Genomic DNA, 21,730 nt, shown 5'->3' with positions numbered 1-21,730 from the left:
TTAGTCTTTATGGTTTCAGCAATGCTTTCCATCCTGCCATACTAAAGTCCATGTACTGCTCCAGGGCAACTCTGATATCCTCGCCGCTGTAATCTTCATGTTCTACAAGCTCGCAGAAAACGGTTATCCATGTAGAGCAAGTGATGCGAATCCAGAATGGCGAAATGTCGGCGTTGAGATGTGGATAGCGTTCTTTCATCAGTCGTATGTATTCCAAACCCACTTTCATCTGCCTGTCCACCATCTTCTCTTTGTATCCTTGTAGCGACGTACCCTCAGCATCGAATAGTAGCAGTCGAAGCTCTGGTCGGAAGTCTTTGATGATGCCGAGCAGGGCAAAGATGTAGTCTATTTGGTATTGTCGCATGCTGAATACGTCTATCGATAGGAACTTCTCGTCATTGTGCGACAGAATGTGTTTGTTTAACGCCTTGGTGAGGGGCCGCAACACCTCACAAAATAGTTCGTCCTTGCTACTGAAGTAATTGTAAAGGCTTCCAACGGAAATACCTGACTTGCGAGCGACCGTGCGAATGGACGTGCAACGTACGCCATGTGCGATAAACTCTGCACGAGCGGTCACGATGATACGTTGCCGAATGTCATCTTTCAGAGTTTGCATAATTAGGGTAAAGCGTCAATAACGAACGTTGTTCTACTTTGTTCATAAAAAAACGCACCGTTCTTTTCTTGAACAGTGCGCTTCGATAGTCAAGGAATGTCTATCCCGATATGTAATATGGTACATTCGTTTTATCATACTCTTGTATTTATTTGTTGCAAAGGTACGAGGTATGGCCAAGTCTCGCAATACCTAAAAGTAAGTATTTAGCGGTGTTCGGCTGGCATGAGTTGGGAAGGTCTGTCTGAGTGGCGTTCATCGGAATGTCTATGGTAAGGACCTCCTGCGGAGGTCCGATTTGTTGTAGCCCCCATTCGAGGCTCGCAGAGCCGATGAATGGGGGTAAATAAGGCACCCACAACCCACGACCCCTTGTGGGTCGGACAGCCTATTCTAGGATTAATTTTGATGTCCTAGACCCTATTGTCCGACCCGCAAGTTCATTTAGCAGTAGGCGGCTACTGCAAGCGTTCATAGACATTTCGGAATATGCTCTACTCTCCTTCTCAGGTAAGGGGGAGTAAGAGGAATGTGGGGGGTAATTGGGGTAGTTTTTCGGTGAGGGGATAGCTCATCCAGCCCAATACCGGTGGTACTAGAGGTTGCCATTCTCTCTGCTTTTGTGCTTCAAACTTTGCTTGGCTTATGGTCTGTCGCTCCATTTTCCTCACCGCTTCAAGGTACTCCTTGGCTGCCTCTCCAGGATAGATGAGTGGGGTGGTATCGCGTGGTATCTTGGCATAAACGTCGGTCGCTTCCCACTTAAAGCCCAACCGCTTGTAGTAGTCAATGAGCCAAATCTCGGCAGGAACTAGAAAAGCCATGGCATACCCCTCCGCTGCTAGCTCCTTGAGTATCTCTTTGATAAAATGCTTCATTACCCCCTTGCCTTGCTCCGCTTTGGCGGTGCAGACACTATAGAGGTAGGCTACGCGAAGAGGAGCCTTTCCATCTCCAGTGCGGTAGAGATACTCTACCACCTGCGTGAAAGCGATGATATCCCCTCGGTCATTGCCAAGTATTTTAGTCGTTTTTGGCGAAGGGAGATGCTCTAGCTGCAGAAGGTAATAGTGGTGATATTGAGGGCCAAAGCACTCGGCGAGTAACTGTAGTATTTGTTGATTGAGCCGATTGTCTGAGCTGCTATACTCAATCCTCTTCATACGAAATAGCCACCTTGTGCTTCTCCAATATCTTCATGGGCTGATAGGATAGCTTTGCTTTCCGCAGTCCCTCCAACCCTAGATCCTCCTCTCGATTGATGCGAACATACTGCTCTGGGAGGTGGCTCACAAACTCTTGATTGATAATGGTAAAGGAGCCATCATAGTCGGTATCCGCCTTTTCGATATGCACTCCAAAGCAGGCGTGGCTAATCGGCATCCCTAGGGTAAACGCCACTACCTTGCCCTCCACTCTGATACAGCCACCACGGAGCCCTATCTCCTTCCACTCCTTGAGCGCCTTCATTACCATTTTCCGCTCGTCCGCCATCCCTGGCGTGGTCTCGGTATCAGCATACCAACGGTTCTCCAGAGCGATGCACTCATTGGCATTCTCATCGGAGATTGGCTCGTAGGTATAGTCGGGATACTTACGCTTGAACCGATTGATATGATTGCGCTTACTCTGTAGCTTTTTCCCAGAGAGGGTCTCTAGCTTCTCACGGTCGTAGAGATAATCGGCATTGTCTCTATTGCTAAAGATTTTGAGAGAGGTTGGCTGGGTCTGCTCTAGTAGCTCAATAGCGGAGTCCTGCACCGACATTAGAATGAGCGGGTGCCCCTCCATCTTGCTCGTATGCTCCATATCCTTCAGCACCTCCACCAGGTTCCCCTTGCCAATAGGCATCAGATAAGCTTGGTTGCCAGTATCGAAGCTTCTAAAGCGTATCAGCATCATCTCTTTGTGAAAAGCCACAGAGGTGAGGTAGAGAAAGCCCCAATTGTATAGGTTTCCAAAAGAGTAGTCGCAGTTACAGTAGGGATTATCCTCTAGGTAAGCCAGTATCTGATCCCTATCCTCTAATCCTACTCTATGAAACTCTATTAAGTCTGCCATGGTTGCTTTGTATCCTTTTATATATAATGTTCTTACTCTTAGTTTACAAAGATACCAAATATAAAGTTAGTCGGTACGTCGTTGGTCGAGCCGAAGGAGTATAAAGAGGAGAATGGTGAAGCTCAGTAGGGAGGAACCTCCGTAGCTAAAGAAGGGTAAAGGAATACCAATTACTGGTATCAGTCCGATCACCATACCAATATTGATGGTGAGGTGAAAGAAGATAATACTTGCCACACTATACCCATAGGTGCGAACGTAGGGGTCTACCTGACGCTCCGAAATGTAGATGAGGCGCAGTAGAAGTGCGGTGAAAAGCCCCAATAGCACTAAGCTCCCAATAAAACCAAACTCCTCCCCTATCGTGCAAAAGATAAAGTCGGTATCCTGCTCTGGCACAAAGGAGAGCTTGGTCTGAGTCCCCTGTAGATACCCTTTGCCAGTGGCACCACCCGAACCAATCGCTATAAGACTTTGTCGGACGTTGTACCCCGCACCCGAAGGATCGTCCTTCATGCCAAGGGAGACCAGGATACGCGTCTGCTGGTGTGGCTGAAGTATTTTGTCAAAGAAATAATCAACGCCCGAGGTAAGCCCTAAGCTCAGAACTGCCACAAGGGTGGCGAGCCAAAGGTGCTTCCCCTTGTGCTGAAAGCTCTGCACTAGTGTGAAGACTAGCAATACTCCTAGAGCAACCAATGCAAAAAGGGCATAGTCTACAGGTCTGAAAAAACTGATAACAAAGGCCAATGGCATAGCCGCTGGAAGTGGAGCCAAGGTGGGAAGCCACAGCCGATAGGGGAGCTTGCAATAGCCTATTGTGGTGATAAGCACTGCAATGTAGATGACTATCGAAAGGAGTAGAAGACTTGCATTGGTCGCCCCCCACACCACACCATTGTACCTCAGGGTCAGGACAAAGAGGGTGACTAGTAGAATGCCATAAAACGGCACCGCACTAGTGAGCCCCTCCCTATAGAGCACAATTACAAAGGCGAGGAAGACGAGTGCTGAACCAGTTTCACTCTGTAGGATAATGATCAGTATCGGTAGAAGGAATATCAGTATCGCCACCACCAATTCTCGGGGTTTGGAGATATTAAATTCATACCGCGAGGTCCACCACGCCAGCATCATCGCCGTTGTCACCTTGGCAAACTCGGCCGGCTGTATCCGTATTGAATCTGTGATCACTAGCCAGGAGTGAGAGCCTTTGATATTGGGGGCTAAGAAAATGGTCGCCACCAATATCAGCAGGGTAATTGCGTAGAGAAGTGGGGCCGACATCCTCAGGAGTCGACGATCCATTAAGAGGATAGCCAAGCCCGCGGCAAAGCTCACGCCCATCCAGATGAGTTGTGACTGCGTGCGGCCCGAGATGGTGATTTCCCTAATCGTCTGTTCGGGATCAAAGCCAGCTGCATAGATCGTAAACCACCCCACTGCCACCATCACTAGGTAGAGAGCGACGGTGATGAGGTCAACTCCTTGTAGTGGTTTCGGACTGGTATGTCGATGATTATTGATTCCCATACAATTAGTAAATAATGCTATTCATCATCATTGTTTCGTACACCTTCGACTCCGCACCTATCTCGTGGTCATGGAGGTAAAAATCCATCATCAGCCGCCCTATTGGCACACCAAATGTGGCACCAAATCCACCATTCTCCACAATCACAGCCACTGCCACTTGAGGGTCTTCTTGCGGTGCATAGCCAATAAAGAGGGAGTGGTCCTTGCCGTGCACATTCTCCGCCGTTCCTGTCTTGCCACACACCTTGAAATCAGGGAGATTGGCCTTTCGGCAGGTACCTCCCGTCACCGCCCCCCGCATGCCTTGGTCTATGTAATCAAAGTAGATGGGGTCTATTCCCGTGTCGTGACGCTCCACATAGAGACTATCGGAGGGGAGCCCTGATATATCCTTCACCACATGAGGGGTATAGAAGTACCCTTTGTTGGCCACCGTAGCACAGAAATTGGCCAATTGCAGAGGAGTTGCTAGAATCTCACCCTGACCTATCGAGATAGAGATGATGGTGGAGGAGCGCCAATTGCCCTCTCCATAGATCTTATCATACATCAGGCTATTTGGGATAAACCCACGTTTCTCCCCAGGTAAGTCGAGCCCCAAGGGGTAACCAAAACCAAGTTTGACGATAGATTCCGTCCACTTCTTAAAGGCGGCTGCTGTGGAGGGGAATAGCTTCCGATCGTCCAGCATATTGCGGAGCCCATAGCAGAAGTAGGCATTGCACGAAGTGGCAATTGCCGGAATCAGCGAGATGGGGGAGGGGTGTCCGTGGCAGGCAGGTCGATTTCTAAGAGGTGGGTAGCCGTGGTAGCAAGGGTAGCTATCACTTACAGAGAGGGCTCCAGCCTGCAAAAAGACCGCTGCCTGTGCTGGCTTAAAGGTGGAACCGGGAGGGTAGGTTCCCATAATTGCTCTATTAAAGAGCGGCATCTGAGGGTTCGCCTCCAGAGCTTTATAGTTATTACCCCGATCCCTCCCCACCAGTAGCTTGGGGTCGTAAGAGGGTGAGGAGACCAAAGCACGGACCTCTCCACTCTTAGGCTCTATCATCACGATGGCTCCCCGCTTGCCTGCCAGTAACCGCTCCCCATATGCTTGTAGCTCCATATCTATAGATAGAGTGAGGTCGTGCCCCGAGGTAAGCGCTTCATTTAGTTCGCTATCATCACGCTTCCCTTTCACCCTTCCGTGGGCGTCGCGGATATAGATTTCTTTGCCCTTCTCGCCCCTCAGAAATCGCTCATAGCTTAGCTCAATACCACTTTTCCCTATGTATTCTCCAGGGCGGTAGTAGGGGTCACGCTCAATATCTTTCGGGCTCACTTCGCCCATATAGCCTAGCATCAAGCCAGCGGCAGCATACTTGTAGTCCCTTACCGTGCGGTGCACTACGTAAAAGCCGGGAAACTTATAGAGCTTCTCCTCTAATAGCCCCGCCTCCTCTTCACTGATCTGTGGGAGCAGCAGCTGAGGAGTATAGGGGGAGTAGCCTCTATTCTTCTTGCGGTTGCGGAGGTCCGCAAAGCGTTGCCTCAGTTCGGCTGGCTCAAGGTTGAGGATGCTACAAAATTCGAGGGTATCAAATGGCTCCACCTCTCTGGAGATGATATGGATGTCGGCAGCCGAGTTGTTGAAGACCACTAGGTTGCCCCGACAGTCGTAGATCATTCCACGCGAAGGGTATAATGTCTTCTTGAGAAAGGCAATATCTTCCGCCGCAATTCGATACTCCGGGGAAAGCACTTGTAGGTCAAAAAGACGACCTAGGTAGAGTAGCACTACCACTAATATGGCAGCACCGACAGCATACTTTCGGTGTGCAAATTTATTCTTTTGGCGATCCTTCATGCAGGGTGGTTACGCTTAGAGAATGCCTCAAAGATGGCAAAAACCACGCAGGTGATCAGTGTGGAGCCAAGGATATGTGGCACCATCTGTAGGAATAGAGTGCTGGAGAAGGCCTCCAATAAGAGGAGTGTGCCAACGTGCGTTAGGACCATCAGTAGGATAAATAGCAAATACTTGCCCCGCTTCATCGTGTAGATAGAGGGGCGAATAGGAGCCGAAAGATCCTCTATCGCTTGCTCCTCAGTGAAGGCAAATAGAAAGGGATTGCGGAGGTAACCTACCAAGGTGGCCGACGCCATATTCAGCCCAGGGGTATTCATCGCCATATCCATCAAAAGCCCCACAATCGTACCGAGTAGGGTGGTGAGCCATCGGGGCGTTTGGTAGGGAAGAAATATCAATGGATAGAGATAAATAATAGGGATCAGGTACCCAAAGAGACGGATATTATTCATCACCACTACCTGCAAAAGTAGTAGTAGTAGGCTCTGTAACGTATAACTAAAGTAGTGCTTATTCATCGCTCACCTTTCTCCACTGCTTCGATCTCCAATCGCTCCTCACGCTCATAGTTCTGAACCACATAGACATACTTCAGAGTGCCGAAGGCAACCCCTAGCTTCACCCTCAGTGCGCGGAAGTTGTCGTTAGGCGACTCTCCCTCTCCCTCCACGGTGCCAATAAATAGCCCTTCAGGGAAAATGGCAGAGTAGCCACTCGTCACCACACTATCCCCCACATTGTAGGGAGCGTGCTTTGGGAGATTAGTCAGCAAAGTATGCTCTAAGTCCTTCCCATCCCAAGAGAGGGTGCCCACATATTCACTTCTCGGCGAGGGCTTGCAATTGAGCTTAAAGTCGCTATTCACCAGAGGAATCACCTTGGCATAGTTACGCCCTGTCGTCTCCACCACTCCCACGATGCCCTCATTGGAGAGTACCCCCATGTCATTTTGGATCGCTTCGGAGCTCCCCATATCTATGGTGAGATAGTTTTTACCACCAAAGAGTGTAGTGCCTACCACCTGGGCCACCTTGTACTGGTAGGGGAAAGGACGTATCACGCTATCTGTGGAGAGCCTTTGCCATGTGAGCGAATCCACCTCCAAGCGACGGAGCTGATACTTGAGGCGTTGGTTTTCCTCCTCTAGTACCGCATTCCGGCTCATCAGGGCTACATTGGCATCCCTAAGTCCGAGGTACTCATTGCTCTTATTGGCATACTCTGTCACGGTGCCAGTAATGGCATTGGTGCTACTAAGGAGTACACTATTGCGATAAACACTCCCATTGAATAACAATAGGAGTGCTATCACCTCCAGTACCACAAATAGCAGGGTGTGGGCATTGGAGCGTAAAAACTCTAAGAGCTTATCCATACTTACCTACAAGTCGGCCATCGGTATGCCAAGCCTCAACTACTTAAATAGCTGGCTGTAAGTATTGCTATTTTCGAGTACAATATGGGTTCCCTTTGCTACCGCATAAAGGGGATCTTCTGCTACGTGGAAAGGGATTTGGAACTTATCTTGTAGCCTCTTGTCCAATCCCTTGAGCATCGCACCACCTCCTGAGAGGTATACTCCATCCTTAAAGATGTCGGCATAGAGCTCAGGGGCTGTGGCATCAAGTGCATTGGAGATAGCAGTCTCGATCTTCTGTACAGACTTCTCCAAGCAACCAGCGATCTCCCGATAGCTCACCGTAATGGTCTTAGGTAGCACACTCGCTAGGTCTTGCCCTATCACTGTATAGTCATCGGGTCCCGCCTCTAGCTCGGGCAGGGCAGAGCCCACATTCTTCTTGATCTCCTCTGCCGTTGGTTCGCCTATCCGTATTTGGTGCTTTGCCTTCATGTAGTCCACAATGTCGTTGGTAAATTCATCACCCGCCACCTTGATCGACTTATTGGAGACAATACCTCCCAGTGAAATCACTGCAATCTCCGTGGTACCTCCACCAATGTCCACAATCATATTGCCCTTAGGCTCCAGTACATCTAGTCCAATGCCGATGGCAGCCGCCATTGGCTCCATAATGAGGTATACCTCGCTGGCGCCCGCCTTTTCAGCAGCATCGCGCACTGCCCTTAGCTCCACGTCGGTACTGCCCGATGGCACACTCACCACCACCTTCAGAGCCGATGGAAATAGGCTTTTTTTGGTCCTCGCCATCTGGATAAATCCTCGGATCATATGCTCCGTGGCATTGAGGTCGGCCACCACACCGTCGCGTAGTGGACGTACGGTCAGAAGGTCGTTATTTTCCTTTCCTACCCTCCTATATGCTTCGCTACCTACCCATTCGATTTTCTCGCTCTTGCGATTCATCGTGATATAGCTAGGTTGGTCTATGACAATCTTTCCCTCCTTAATGATCACGGTATTGGCGGTACCTAAGTCAATCGCCATCCGCTGTGTAAATGAGAATAATCCCATACTATTATCTATCTCGTCTTAAATACTTGTTTCTCTTTCTCTATAAAAGCCCTCTCCCTGCCTTTTTAATGCTTAAAGTGGCGTACCCCTGTCATGTACATTGGTATCTTGTGGTCACGTGCAAAGACAATGCTCTCCTCGTCTCTCACCGAGCCACCTGGCTGAATGATCGCCTTGATGCCAGCTTCATTGGCAAGCTGCACACAGTCGGAGAATGGGAAGAAGGCGTCACTGCTGAGCACTGCTCCCTCAGTGCTAAATCCCATAGCCCTTGCCTTCGCCACCGCTTGGTTTAGGGCGTCCACTCTCGAGGTCTGCCCATATCCAGCACCGATCAGCTGACCATCCTTCACCAGTACAATCGCATTGCTCTTGCAGTGCTTTACGATCTTCATCGCAAAGAGTAGGTCTGCTACCACCTCGTCACTTGCCAGGTATTCACTTGTAGGGGTGAGCTCCTCTGCACTCTCTATCTTCTTATCCTTAGCTTGTGCTAGCAAGCCGCCCACCGCCGAGCGGTAAGTGTACTTGCTCGAGTCAAAGCCTATACGGTCAATGAGTAGGCGACGGTTCTTTTTCTTTTCAAGGATTTCAAGTGCCTCGCTAGAGTAGTCGGGTGCAATCAGTATCTCAATGAAGAGCTTATCCAGCTCCTCTGCCAACGCTGTGTCTACACCTCTATTGAGTACCACGATGCCGCCAAAGGCCGAGACAGGGTCAGAGGCGAGTGCCTTGGTGTAGGCCGTGTGGATATCTTTGTCGCTAGCCATGCCACAAGGGGTGTTGTGCTTGATGATCGCAGCGGTAGGTTCATCGAAGTCCTCTATCAACGCACACGCCGCCTCTAGGTCGAGGATATTATTGTAGCTCAGTTGCTTGCCGTGGAGGATTTCAAAACGTTCGGTAAGGGCTGTGCCATAAAACTTTGCCTCCTGATGAGGGTTCTCCCCATAGCGAAGAGGATAAGCCACAGGAATGGATAGCTCAATGCCCTCCTCAGGTAGCTCCTCAGTCACTTTGGAGCCCGCAAAATAGTGGTGAATGTGGTTGTCGTACTCCGACGTGAGCCCAAAGGCAGCTTTGGCCATTTCCTTCCTCTGCTCCTCAGTGGTCACCCCCTTGCCACTCTGTAGCATCTCCAGAAGGGCGCCATAATACTTGCGAGAGGCAATGATGAGGACATCCTTGTAATTCTTCGCTGCTGCACGGATCAAGCTCACTCCACCGATATCAATCTTCTCGATGATCTCCTCGTGCGTACCACCCGATGCGATAGTCTCATCGAAAGGGTAAAGGTCCACCACCACGAGGTCTATCTCCAAGATGTCGTACATATCGCACTGCTTGGCGTCGTCTGCATTATCTCTTCTGGAGAGGATGCCACCAAAAATACTAGGGTGTAGCGTCTTCACCCTCCCGCCTAGGATAGAGGGGTAAGAGGTCAATTCCTCCACTGCCGTACACTCTAGACCCAATCCAGTAATATACGTTTGTGTACCTCCCGTAGAGATCAGCTCCACACCAAGTGCAGCCAGCTCCCTCACTATGGGCTCCAGTCCTTCCTTATTAAATACCGAGATGAGCGCTCTCTTAATTTGCCTTTCCGACATAGTTTTACCCTCTATAAAATCGATTTACTTTGCACCCTGCAATAGTGCCTGTACAGTTTTCCGCAAAGTTAAATAAAAATAGCGACACTCCGACCCTTTTGTCCCCACAGATCAGGGCTTACGCATTAGAAAAGACTATTGCGCGAATGATGATATACAATCTGTTGAGGAAAATGGCGTAAGGACCTCGGCAGAGGTCCCTCTTAAATAGGCACAGGTCGGAGGGGCGTTACCCCCGAACGACCTGTGTGCAAGAGCATATTCACCACCTGCTTGACCCCGGCTGAGGGGTCAGACCTAGAGATAGGGTTGTCCGACCCCTCGGCCGGGGCCGCAAGGGTGTGTGGTACCTCTTTATACACAGGTCTTCGGCACTGCGTGCCTTGACCTGTGCCTATTTAGCACGGACCTCTGCCGAGGTCCTTACTCATACACACCCCGCTAAAGACCATACGGCGTGAACTTTCTAATGCGTTAGCCCTACAGGTGCAGGGCTAACGCATTCCGATGGTCCTACCGCGTGGTATATTTCGGAGTATCAATAGATAACGATCCCCTTGAGAAGGTCCGATTATGAAGTAACCCCATTCCAGGTTCGCAGAGCTGATGAGTAGGGAAAATAAGACGATCAAAACCCAAGCCCCTTGCGGTTCGGACAGCCTATTCCAAGATTGTTTTGATATCTAACTATATGTGGAAAAGAAAGGGGAAAAATAGGCTACTAATCTCGGTTTAGTAACGGCTTGAAAACCAGTGTCATATATGAGTGCTAGTTTAGTTGCAACTAACCGATTGCTTAGTTGCAACTCGCCGATTGCTTAGTTGCAACTCGTCAAATGCTTAGTTGCAACTAAACTTTTGCCCTCTTACGCCACCCACTTTTTATAGGTCTATAATAAGTATATGAGTAGTTCCACACTCCTTTTGGATGAACGGTTCTAGTCTTAGAATAGCCTTTGGTAGGCTCTCTATAAACACTAATATACTAATGTGTGAATGGTTGTTCGGGTATTGGTAAAAGGGTATAAAGAGAGCGGTTCATTCGCTTATTACTTAATTCCCGATACGACGGTTCTGTAAAAAGAGGGTTGCAAGGGGTGAGAGTATGGAAATCTTTTGCTACCTTTGTACCTAGCGATGGGGTGGTTGCCTCCACGCGGTGTGTTTTTGGCCCAGTAGCTCAGCTGAATAGAGCGTCAGATTCCGGTTCTGAAGGTCGGGGGTTTGAATCCCTTCTGGGTCACGATGGGGCTACTGATGTAGCTCAGACAAAACGAACAGAACTTACAAACTTACAATATTCGAAGTATATGAAGGGGATTACCTATCTTGGGATTTTGGTAGAGGTGATTGGCGCCGCTATATTGATTTATCTAGGCTTTGCTGGCACAGGGCAGACCAATACTGGTTTGGTGATAGGTCTTGTACTGGTGCTTGTGGGCTTTTTGCTTCACATCTTCCTCGATAAAAAGTACAATTCTCTCCCCGAAGAGAATCAGTAATCATCACTTCTCAGAGCTGGAGGAGTGTAGGATGACAACCTAGAGGTGATGCAATCCCTGGGTGGTCGTCCTATCTGTGCACTATTCTAAGCTAGTAGGGAGGTAACTTAAGAGAGCGACGAGATGAAGGGTGGCTACTTTACCGAGCGTCCGCTGGTGGTGGTTGGTGCCACGGGGCGGCTATCTAGTGAATTGGTCTTCTATGCTCTGCTACAGCGTTTCAGTCGTCGACTGGTGCTTTGTGGCGGGAGCGAGGAGCGGCTTCAGGGGCTTAAGGACGAGATAGAGGAGTCGGGCTTCGGAGAAATTGAGATTCATACCACCCTCTCGATGGAGGAGGCGGTATCGGAGGGGGGATATCTGCTCTTTGCCAAGAGTGTGCAGAGTAGTCCTACCACTCGCGAGGCGATGCTATTGAGCAATGCTCCCTTTGCAGTGGAGTGTGGGCGTGCACTCTCCGCTGTGAGGGACAAAGTGGAGCGGGTGGTCTGCGTGAGCAATCCCTCCGACCTGATGGGGCTCACTCTGCTGGTGCATAGTGGATTGTCGCCCGAACGGATAATGAGCCTTTCGTCGCTAGATACCGAGCGCTTCCGAAGGACGTTGGTGCGTCGGTTGGGGGTACCGCCTAGGGTACTTAGCGATGTCTACACCTTGGGAAGCCACGATGGGGCAATGGCACCGATGCTTGACAGAGTTCGGGTGAATGGTACTTCGCTGAGCGAGATGGGCATCAGCAGTGAGGAGGAGGTGGAGCTGGTGCGTGCGGTGCGGTATGGTGGCATCTCTATCTACAAGCAGAGAGGTCAGACTGCCTATCAAAGCCCAGCGGTGCATGTATTGCGGATGCTGATGGCCACGGACCGTGAGCCTTTTGAGCTCCCTACGGCTAGGTATCATCACTCCCGTCGGTATCCTCATACCTTTGGTTCGCTTCTCACCAAGATAGATAGCCAAGGGTGCCACCATCTGCCCACGAAGCTCACAGCTCGCGATGGGGCGGCACTGGATGGGGCATTTGCTTCGATTGAAAGGATGAGGCAACAATTGATAAAGGGTGGGTATCTGCCCGACCCTAGTGAGTGGGGGTGTCTCCTCCAGAGGGAAGAGGAGTTGGTGGAAATGATATAATATGATACAATATATAAAGGGAGAAGATGCAAAAGATATATAGCTCGAGAGAGATCGCGGAGATGGAGGCAGAGCTGGTGGCAGAGCGTACTGATTGGGAGGATGCCTCGGAGCTGATGGCGCACAAGGGAATTGCGGTATGCAATCGCCTGAAGCAGGACTTCTATGCTGCTCGCCGTGCGGTGATCTTTGCTGGGCCCAACGAAAAGGGGGCTTTGGCGATCAGGGTAGGCACCTCGCTAGTGGGCATGCAGTATGATGTAGAGGTATTGCTCCTGAATCCTAAAGGTACTTTGCCCGACGACGTGGTCCATGAGCGTGATGCCTTTATGGAAGTTTCATCGCACCTCACCGAGGTGACGACCAATGCTTTTGCCCTCCCAGAGCTGGCTCCCCAAGACCTTTTGATTGATGGAATACAGGGGCGGGAGCTGATGCCTTCGCTCAATAATGTGACGAAGTACCTCAATCAGATAAAGGCGATCAAGGTGGCACTGGAGATCCCCTCTGGTATGAGTGAAGAAGTGGAGGAGCCTATTGACTATACCAAGATATTAAAGGCCGACGTCACCTACACCTTTTATAGTCCTAAGCTGTTACTCCTTTTGCCCGAAAATGAGCCTTATGTGGGTCAGTGGCGGGTGCTTTATCCTAGTTTTTATAGTGCCAAAAGTACGTCCAATGCCCCCTATATGTACTTCGGAACGCAGGAGATGGAGCAGGTGCTACCCTTGCGTAAGCGCTTCTCCAATAAGTATGACTATGGCAAGGACCTACTCATTGCAGGCTCTAAGGGGATGATGGGGGCTGCGGTGCTGGCTGGTAGAGCAGCGATGGCTTCGGGAGCGGGACATCTGACGGTGCATGTGCCTTCGGGTCAGGCTGCTATTTTGCATACCTCTCTGCCTGAGGCATTGGTGCGTGAAGACGGATCGGAGGAGAGCTTCTCCTCCACCAGCTATTCGCTCACCGACTATACCACGATTGCCGTGGGGCCAGGCCTTGGACGAAGTACAGAGAGCTTGCTAGGGCTAGAGCAACTCTTGGGTGGTTACACGCAGCCGATGGTGCTGGATGCCGATGCCCTATATCTCTTGGCTCAGGAGGAGGAGCGCCTCTTGGAGATGGTGCCTAAGGGCTCTATCCTCACTCCTCATGTAGGGGAGTTTGATCGTCTCTTTGGCCCTTCCCGAAATAGCTACGAACGGTTGGAGCTGGCACGGCGTGAGGCGGCTCGCTTGGGCATCTATATTTTGCTCAAAGGTGCCTATACGGCTACTGCCACGCCGATGGGTCAGGTGGTCTTTACGATGTCGGGCAATCCAGGGTTGGCAACTGCTGGCACTGGCGATGTGCTAACGGGTATTATCCTTGCACTATTGGGACAAAAGGTGCATCAGCTGGAGGCTTGTGTGGCAGGAGCCTTTATCCATGGGTTTGCTGCAGAGAGCTATAGCAGCGACTACTGCGAGCTTTCGCTTACAGCGGGTCGACTGATAGAGTACTTGCCGATGGCCTTTAAGCGCTTTACGAGCAATAGCTCCAATGCGCTTTTTAGGTGACTAGTGGTGAGGTAGGGTCGATTATTCAAGTCATTTTATTATCTTTGTGAGAGTTTAGGACTTGTATGGACGCTATTTTGTGGTAACGCTGTGGTGAGACGTAAGGGCACTCCCTATATACTCATTATCTTTGTGGGGTATCTCCTCTTCTCTCTGCTCCTCTCTCAAGGTGCAAAAGCAGGGAGGAGTAGGGCGGATGTTGATGCCCTAGCACGTTATTTACAATCAAGGGATACGCTGAATATTCGTGATAGCCTTGCAGTAGATAGCTTGGTGGTGGATAGCCTTGCTGTAGATTCGCTTCCAGCCGACTCTCTCTCTACCGATTCCACACTCCTCAGTCAGCTCAAGGCACCTCTCGACTTTGAGAGCCAAGACTCTATTGTGATCTTACCGAAGCGCAACCTACTGAGGATGTACGGCAATGGTCAGGTGAAGTACGAAAGTCAGCAGTTGCAGGGTGACTTCATGCAGATGCAGATCGATAGCGGTAATATCTACTCTACCTATATCGACTATCCCGACTCGCTCAATAGAGAGCGTATCTATGCCAAGATTACTAATGAGCAAGAGACCTATGAAGCAAAAAGCATCAACTATAATATCAATACGCAACAAGGCTATATCACCGATGTGGTGACGCAGCAGGGCGATGGCTTTGTGACGGCGGATAGGACGAAGCGGATTGGCAATGGTACGCTCAATCTGATGGATGGAAAGTACACCACCTGTGACAATCATGAGCATCCACACTTCTATATTAGTCTGACTAAGGCAAAGGTGCGCCCTGGAAAGGATTTGGTTTCGGGTCCTCTTTATCTGGTGATCGCTGATGTGCCACTGCCTATTGGCTTGCCCTTTGCTTTCTTCCCTTTTACCACCTCCCGCTCTTCGGGCCTAATAATGCCTACTTATGGCGATGAGATGGATCGTGGCTTTTACCTACGCAATGGTGGGTATTACTTTGCGATCAATGATTATGTAGACCTTCAGCTGACGGGAGATATCTACACCAAGGGGTCGTGGGGGGTGCAGGCACAATCGACCTACCGCAAGCGGTATCGGTATAGCGGAAGTATCAATGCGAGCTACATTGTGACCAAGCGAGGGGATAAGATCGCAGGCGACTACAGTAAGTCGAGTGACTTCCGCATTCAGTGGAGCCACCAGCAGGATGCTAAGGCCAATCCATATCGAAGCTTCTCGGCCAATGTCAATTTCTCTACCAGTTCGTACAATCACAATAACCTTGATGGGCTCTACAATCAAGCGGTGTTGGGAGAGAATACCAAGAGCTCTAGCATCAGTTTCAACCAACGCTTCCCCAATAGCCCGTGGAGTATATCGGGCTCTATGGATATCAACCAAAGGTCGCGCGATAAGATGCTCTCAGTGACGCTCCCCAACCTCTCCATCACGATGAGCCGTATCTACCCATTTAAGCGTAAGCAGCAGGTGGGTAAGGAGCGGTGGTATGAAAAGATTTCGCTCTCTTACTCGGGGCAGTTGCGTAACTCGGTGCAGTCGAAGGAGGATGAGTTCTTTAAGAAAAACCTGATTCGGGACTGGCAAAATGGTATGAGCCACTCTATCCCTGTGAGTGCCTCTTTTGATCTATTCAATTATATCAAGGTGACCCCCTCCCTAAATTATACGGAGCGGTGGTACTCCTCGAGGGTTGCTCACGCCTACGACCCAGCTCTCAATAAGGTGGTGCCCACAGATACCACTTATGGCTTTAATAGGGTATTTGACTTTAGTGCTTCACTAGCTCTTTCCACCACGGTATATGGCTTTTGGAAGCCACTGCCATTTCTAGGTGACAAGGTGGATATGATTCGGCACCGTATGGAGCCCTCGATTTCTATTAACTACCGCCCCGACTTTGGCGATCCTAGATGGGGCTATTGGGAGCATCTCCGATACATCACGCCCGACGGACGGAAGGAGGAGCGGTTTGTATCCCCCTATGAGGGGCAGCTCTTTGGCGTGCCGGGGCGAGGTAAGAGTGGAAGCATAGGGCTGTCACTTGCCAATAACTTGGAGGCGAAAATCAAAAAGGACTCTACGGAGTTCAAAAAGATCAGTCTGATCGAGTCGCTAAACCTCTCCACAAGCTACAATCTAGCGGCCGACTCCTTTCAATGGAGCGACCTATCGGCTTCTATCTCTCTGAGGCTATCACAGAGTTTTACCCTTCGGTTGGGGGGCGCTTTTGACCTTTACCTTTGGGATTATCACGAGCATGATGGTCGAATTATCCCCTACCGAGTGGATAAGCTGAGGGTGCTCAATGGTAAGGGAATAGGGCACTTTAAGGGAACGAGTACCTCTTTCTCCTACACCTTTAATCGGGAGACGATAAAAAAGATTACCAATCTCTTCTCAAAGAAAAAGGCAGAGAATGATGGTGATGATGATGGTTCGTCCAACGACCCTCCCGACCAGCCCCCTACTTCGCCTAGAGGTGAGGAGGGTGGCGGCTCTCTTATGGGCGGCAAAAGTGGCTCGCAAGAGGAGTTTGACTACAATGGCTACCTCAAGAATCGGATGGATTGGAGCCTGAGCTTCAATTACAACCTTTCGCTCGGGACGGGAGAGTTTATCCCTGCCAAGAAAGAGTTTGGTTATCAATGGAGGCACGACTTGAGCTTCAGCGGTCAGTTTTCACCGACCCGCAATTGGCGATTCAACTTCTCCGCTAACTACAACTTCGATGAGAAGCGGATCACCAATATGACCTGCAATGTCACTCGAGACCTACACTGCTGGAGTATGTCGGCAAGCTTCATTCCTATTGGACCATTTAAGTCGTACAACTTTACGATAGGTGTCAATAGCCAGTTACTGCATGACCTTCGCTACCGCAAGAGTAGCCAACCCAATTATAGAGCCACATCACAGTGGTATTAACCTTATATAATTAAAGATACATTATGGCACAAAACAAAGAAAAACTATTGTTCCTATTTCACCCTAGCGTGGCGAGAGGATTTGAAGCACTGGAGGAGCAGGTGGAGGTGGTAACTTTACCCAAGGGAGAGAAGTTTGACCCTAAGAAGCTCGAAGGGCTTCCCAAGGATGCTACGATCCTAGGGAGTGAATTTACCATTCCCGTGACTAAGGAGGTGATTGACTATTTCCCCAACTTGAAGTTGATCGCCAATTACGCTGTGGGCTTTAATAATATCGATGTGGCGTATGCCAATAGCAAAGGAATCACTGTGTGCAATACCCCGCAGGCAGTGATACAGCCAACGGCAGAGTTGGCGGTGGCCTTGCTCTTGGGACTCACCCGAAGGATTGCGATTTGGGACCACACCATGCGTCGCCAGCGCTCTAGTGCTAAGGGTTCGCTTAGTGATGGTATGGGCACAGATATCTATCGTAAAAAGGTGGGCATCGTGGGCTACGGCAATATCGGCCGTGCCGTTGGACGCATCCTCAAGGCAATGGGTGCGGAGATTTTCTACTACAAACGCCACAAGCTCTCTGATGAAGAGGCTCAAAAGGAAGGCGTGACCTACGCACCACTTGACCAACTATTGCGGGAGTGCGATATCATCTCTCTGCATACCCCTTACAATGAAGATTCGCACCATCTGATTAATGAGAAGAGCCTTGGGACAATGAAGCCTTCTGCCATCCTCGTCAATACCGCCCGTGGAAAGGTGGTAGACGAAGCAGCACTTGTGTCGGCACTCAAGAATGGTACCATCGCAGGTGCGGTGCTCGATGTCTTTGAGCACGACGATAATCCGCTCGATGAGCTATACGATATGGAGAATGTGGTGATGACCCCACACGTGGGCACCCAGACCGTTGAGGCACGTGTGGCAATGGCCGAGGAGTTTACCAATAATGTTCTTGGCTTCTTGCTCCAAGACCGACCCATTGCTATTGTAAAACTCTAATTAATTAGCACTTATTATGCAGTAAAAGATAGCCCTAAGTGTGTAGTCCTCGACTACTCATCAGGGACTATCTCGCTTTTAAGTTACTAGTCATGATTTGGGATAGGGTTGCAGGTATATACGATTTGACCTCTGGCAGACGAAATAGGGAGGTCAATGACAAGATGGTACGCTTTATTGCTTCCAAAGTGAAAGCGGAGGATGTGGTGTTGGAGTGTGCTTGTGGTACAGGGCTGATTACCCAAGTTATTCAGCCCCTTTGTCGGCAGTTAATCGCCACTGACCTCTCACTGAATATGCTTGCTCAGACACGCAAGAAGTGTTGCAAAGCGCCCAATCTCACCGTGGAACTAGCCAATATTACCCATCTCCAATATGCTAACAACTCTTTTGACCTAGTGGTCGCTGGCAATATCATTCATTTGCTTAATAATCCGAAAAAAGCACTTGATGAACTGGCTAGGGTTTGTAGAGATGGTGGTAGGATTGTCGTACCCACTTATGTTCAAAAGGATGGGGAAAAGCCCTCTCTTTGGATAAAGCTATTGAGGTTTCTCGGGATACCGATAATGAATAATTTCACCTTAAAGACGTATCAGCAGCTATTCAAAGACTTAGGATATTCCGATGTCACTTACACTTTAGTGGAGGGAAAAATATCTTGTGCTATAGCTGAAATCACCAATAGTAAAAGATCAGACTTATGAATGGATGGCTGACAATCGGACTCCTTGTAGTCTCTAATATCTTTATGACCTTCGCGTGGTACGGACACCTCAAGCTACAACAGATGAAGGTATTCACTGATGCTACACCGCTCTACGTGGTGATACTCCTCAGTTGGGGCTTGGCGCTATTTGAGTATATGTTTCAGGTGCCAGCCAATCGTATGGGCTATGTGGGGAATGGCGGAGCCTTCTCTTTGATGCAGCTCAAAGTGATTCAAGAGGTCATATCCATCACTGTCTTTACCCTCTTCTCGGTCCTCTTCTTCAGAGGAGAGAGCCTGCAGTGGAATCATCTTGCAGCCTTTATTTGCCTTATCCTAGCGGTCTATTTTGTATTTAAGTAACCGCAATTGTGTACATTTGCAGAACAGAATAACTATATTTCTAATAACAACAATAGAGAAATGAAAAAGGAAACTATTATGACTTTTGCACTCGCCTCCATGGTACTTGGCTTAGGCTCTTGCAGCGATAAGCAGAGCAAGGAAGAGAGCACCGAGAGCGTCCCAGCAATTGATCTCACTGCCCTAGACACTACGATCAAACCTTCAGAAGACTTCTACAAGTATGTCAATGGCAATTGGATCAAAAACCATCCTCTACCAGCCGGTTATGCCCGCTTTGGTAGCTTCGACCAACTCCGTATCAATGCCCTTGCTGATACCAAGGAGATCCTTGAGGAGATGAATGAGGGGGCTACCGCAGGAAGTGATGAGGAGAAGGCGTATAAGCTCTATGAGATGAGCTTAGATACTCTGAAACTTGATAAAGATGGTGCCAATCCAGTGCTCCCATATCTTGGTGAGGTGGATGCCATAACGACTAAGGATGAGTTGGTAGATTACCTCTCTAAGAGTGGCAACTATGGCGACTCTCACTTCTTTGTCACCTATATAATGGCCGATGAGAAGGATAGCAAGAACAACCTGCTTCAGCTCTTCCAGCCTAGTCTAATCATGGGGGTACCTGATTACTATGGCGAGCAGGCTGACTTCGCTAAGCAGCAGGCCGACTACCGCACTTATATCGCTAAGCTATTCACGCTTACTGGTACCGATGATGCGGAGGCGACTGCTTTGGCTGAGGAGGTTTATAATACTGAGAAGAGCCTCTCTAAGATTGTCTACACCATGCTGGAGAGGAGAGATTCGCAGAGAAACTATAATAAGATGAGTATGGAGGAGTTCTACAAGAGCTTCAAATTCCCATACCAACGTTATTTCGAAGGTCGTACTGGTTTGGCTGAGGCCAAGGAGCTCAATGTGGCTCAGAAGGATTACTTCCACCGCTTTGATAAGTGGTTTGAAACCACTTCGCTCGACGCAATGAAGCACCTCATTAAGGCTCGCATCCTAGATGATGCTGCCAATTACCTGAGCAAAGACTTCCGCGATGCTTCCTTCGCTTTCCATAGCACTTCCATGACTGGTGTCACCGAGCAAAAGCCTCTTTGGCAGACCGCTGTGGCACGTGTCAATAGCTGCATGGGCGATGTGATTGGTCAGAAATATGTGGCTAAGCACTTCCCAGCTGAGGCAAAGGAGCGGATGACTCAATTGGTGGACAACCTTATCTTGGCTCTAGGTAAGCGTATTGATAACCTTGCTTGGATGAGCGAGGATACTAAGGCGAAGGCGCACGAGAAGCTCAATACCTTTATCGTAAAGGTGGGCTATCCTGATAAGTGGTGGACTTATGAAAACCTTGAGCTGGTAGAGAACTCCCTTTATGACTATATGAGGGCGATCTCACTCTTTGAAGTCAATCGTAACCTTGAGGATCTTGGTAAGCCAGTAGATGTGAATCGCTGGTTGATGAATGCTCACGAGGTGAATGCCTACTACAATCCTACCACTAATGAGATCTGCTTCCCAGCAGGTATCCTGCAGCCTCCATTCTTCAATCTCAATGCCGATGACGCGGTTAACTATGGTGGTATCGGTGTGGTGATTGGTCACGAAATGACTCACGGATTCGACGACCAAGGTAGTCAGTACGATGCCAATGGTAATATGATCAATTGGTGGACTGAGGAGGATGCTAAGACCTTTAAGGAGGCTACTGAGAAGCTCGCAGCACAGTTCGATAAGGTACAGATCCGTGAGGGTCTTATGGCCGATGGTCACCTTACTCTAGGCGAGAATATTGCCGACCAAGGTGGTGTGCTAGTGGCCTTTGATGCTCTGCAAGAGGCAACAAAGGGCAAGGAGTATCCTGTTATTGACAACTTCACCATGGCTCAGAGATTCTTTATCGGTTATGCACGTCTTTGGGGACAAAATATCACTCCTGAGGAGGAGGTGCGCCTCACCAAGGTAGATGTTCATAGCTTGGGTATGCTAAGAGTTAATCAAACACTCAAGAATATCCCTGCTTTCTACGAGGCCTTTGATATCAAGGAGGGTGATGCCATGTGGATGGCACCTGAGGAGCGTGTGATTGTTTGGTAAACGACTTTTGTAAGTCATCATAATTAATTGATGGGGTGTGTCGGAGCTTTGGTTCCAACACACTCCATCTCTTTTTAAGCTACTGTTGCACCAAAGCAGATAGTCCACTTTGTCAATGGTAAAGATTAGTCCGACCCACAAGGGGTCGTAGGGTGGGGGTGGCTTCATAATCCCCCAGTCGTTCGGGGCTTTCGCCCCTCCGACAGGGGGCTAGGATCCGTCTGACCTCCCACGAGGGGAGGTCATTAGTAATTACACGACATATTATGATACTGTCCCTAAAAAGTGTGTAAGCCCCAATAATGCTATCTTTGTAAAGTTGTGAATT

At 49.4% G+C, this 21,730-nt stretch carries 17 protein-coding genes and 1 tRNA gene; 9 read left to right on the top strand and 9 right to left on the bottom strand.

Going from position 1 to position 21,730, the window contains the following annotated elements; all coding sequences use genetic code 11:
* Window positions 1-7: 7 nt before the first annotated feature.
* From MWL85_RS08675 to purH, 9 genes are all read right to left on the bottom strand, one after another.
* Window positions 8-622 carry a TetR/AcrR family transcriptional regulator gene (locus MWL85_RS08675; protein ID WP_244400420.1) on the bottom strand — a complete coding sequence of 205 codons (615 nt, stop codon included), beginning with the start codon at window positions 620-622 and terminating at the stop codon, window positions 8-10.
* Between the two features lie 506 nt (window positions 623-1,128).
* Window positions 1,129-1,785: a GNAT family N-acetyltransferase gene (locus tag MWL85_RS08670; protein WP_244400419.1), complete on the bottom strand. Its 657-nt coding sequence runs from the start codon at window positions 1,783-1,785 to the stop codon at window positions 1,129-1,131.
* Window positions 1,772-2,683: a DUF2156 domain-containing protein gene (locus MWL85_RS08665; protein WP_070706670.1), complete on the bottom strand. Its 912-nt coding sequence runs from the start codon at window positions 2,681-2,683 to the stop codon at window positions 1,772-1,774. The genes MWL85_RS08670 and MWL85_RS08665 overlap by 14 nt, the downstream gene beginning before the upstream one ends.
* A gap of 66 nt (window positions 2,684-2,749) precedes the next feature.
* Window positions 2,750-4,216 carry a rod shape-determining protein RodA gene (gene rodA, locus MWL85_RS08660; RefSeq protein ID WP_244400418.1) on the bottom strand — a complete coding sequence of 489 codons (1,467 nt, stop codon included), beginning with the start codon at window positions 4,214-4,216 and terminating at the stop codon, window positions 2,750-2,752.
* Between the two features lie 4 nt (window positions 4,217-4,220).
* Window positions 4,221-6,068 (bottom strand): penicillin-binding transpeptidase domain-containing protein, encoded by a 1,848-nt coding sequence (locus MWL85_RS08655; RefSeq protein WP_244400417.1) that lies wholly within the window; start codon window positions 6,066-6,068, stop codon window positions 4,221-4,223.
* On the bottom strand, window positions 6,065-6,589 hold the full coding sequence (mreD, locus tag MWL85_RS08650; RefSeq protein WP_244400416.1) for a rod shape-determining protein MreD: 525 nt from the start codon (window positions 6,587-6,589) through the stop codon (window positions 6,065-6,067). The genes MWL85_RS08655 and mreD overlap by 4 nt, the downstream gene beginning before the upstream one ends.
* The gene (mreC, locus tag MWL85_RS08645) at window positions 6,586-7,446 is read right to left on the bottom strand and encodes a rod shape-determining protein MreC (protein ID WP_244400415.1); all 861 of its coding nucleotides are present in this window, start codon (window positions 7,444-7,446) and stop codon (window positions 6,586-6,588) included. Before mreC ends, mreD begins: the two co-directional genes overlap by 4 nt.
* 39 nt (window positions 7,447-7,485) lie before the next feature.
* Window positions 7,486-8,505 carry a rod shape-determining protein gene (gene mreB, locus MWL85_RS08640; RefSeq protein ID WP_021903779.1) on the bottom strand — a complete coding sequence of 340 codons (1,020 nt, stop codon included), beginning with the start codon at window positions 8,503-8,505 and terminating at the stop codon, window positions 7,486-7,488.
* A gap of 65 nt (window positions 8,506-8,570) precedes the next feature.
* Entirely contained in the window at window positions 8,571-10,115 is a 1,545-nt protein-coding gene (purH, locus tag MWL85_RS08635; protein ID WP_244400414.1) for a bifunctional phosphoribosylaminoimidazolecarboxamide formyltransferase/IMP cyclohydrolase, read from the bottom strand.
* Between the two features lie 1,169 nt (window positions 10,116-11,284).
* Here purH and MWL85_RS08630 point away from each other — a divergent pair.
* The 9 genes from MWL85_RS08630 (at window position 11,285) to MWL85_RS08590 (ending at window position 21,402) form a co-directional block, all read left to right on the top strand.
* Window positions 11,285-11,358, top strand: a tRNA-Arg gene (locus MWL85_RS08630).
* Window positions 11,359-11,425: 67 nt separating this feature from the next.
* On the top strand, window positions 11,426-11,617 hold the full coding sequence (locus MWL85_RS08625; RefSeq protein ID WP_018029097.1) for a hypothetical protein: 192 nt from the start codon (window positions 11,426-11,428) through the stop codon (window positions 11,615-11,617).
* Between the two features lie 123 nt (window positions 11,618-11,740).
* The gene (locus MWL85_RS08620; RefSeq protein ID WP_244400413.1) at window positions 11,741-12,748 is read left to right on the top strand and encodes a lactate/malate family dehydrogenase; all 1,008 of its coding nucleotides are present in this window, start codon (window positions 11,741-11,743) and stop codon (window positions 12,746-12,748) included.
* A 26-nt stretch (window positions 12,749-12,774) separates the two neighbouring features.
* Complete coding sequence (locus MWL85_RS08615; RefSeq protein WP_244400412.1) at window positions 12,775-14,310, top strand: NAD(P)H-hydrate dehydratase; 1,536 nt, start codon at window positions 12,775-12,777, stop codon at window positions 14,308-14,310.
* Window positions 14,311-14,400: 90 nt separating this feature from the next.
* Window positions 14,401-17,223, top strand: coding sequence for a putative LPS assembly protein LptD (locus MWL85_RS08610; RefSeq protein WP_244400411.1), 2,823 nt, complete (start codon window positions 14,401-14,403; stop codon window positions 17,221-17,223).
* A 23-nt stretch (window positions 17,224-17,246) separates the two neighbouring features.
* Window positions 17,247-18,224, top strand: coding sequence for an NAD(P)-dependent oxidoreductase (locus MWL85_RS08605; protein ID WP_244400410.1), 978 nt, complete (start codon window positions 17,247-17,249; stop codon window positions 18,222-18,224).
* 92 nt (window positions 18,225-18,316) lie between these two features.
* Complete coding sequence (locus tag MWL85_RS08600) at window positions 18,317-18,931, top strand: class I SAM-dependent methyltransferase (protein WP_244400409.1); 615 nt, start codon at window positions 18,317-18,319, stop codon at window positions 18,929-18,931.
* On the top strand, window positions 18,928-19,296 hold the full coding sequence (locus MWL85_RS08595; protein WP_244400408.1) for a DMT family protein: 369 nt from the start codon (window positions 18,928-18,930) through the stop codon (window positions 19,294-19,296). Before MWL85_RS08600 ends, MWL85_RS08595 begins: the two co-directional genes overlap by 4 nt.
* 60 nt (window positions 19,297-19,356) lie before the next feature.
* Window positions 19,357-21,402: a M13 family metallopeptidase gene (locus tag MWL85_RS08590; protein WP_244400407.1), complete on the top strand. Its 2,046-nt coding sequence runs from the start codon at window positions 19,357-19,359 to the stop codon at window positions 21,400-21,402.
* Window positions 21,403-21,730 lie beyond the last annotated feature (328 nt).

Source organism: Porphyromonas somerae (assembly GCF_022845615.1).
In the GTDB taxonomy this organism is placed as follows: domain Bacteria; phylum Bacteroidota; class Bacteroidia; order Bacteroidales; family Porphyromonadaceae; genus Porphyromonas_A; species Porphyromonas_A somerae.
The sequence above is the reverse complement of the archived record's forward strand: the minus strand, read 5'-3'. Positions and strand labels throughout refer to the sequence as shown.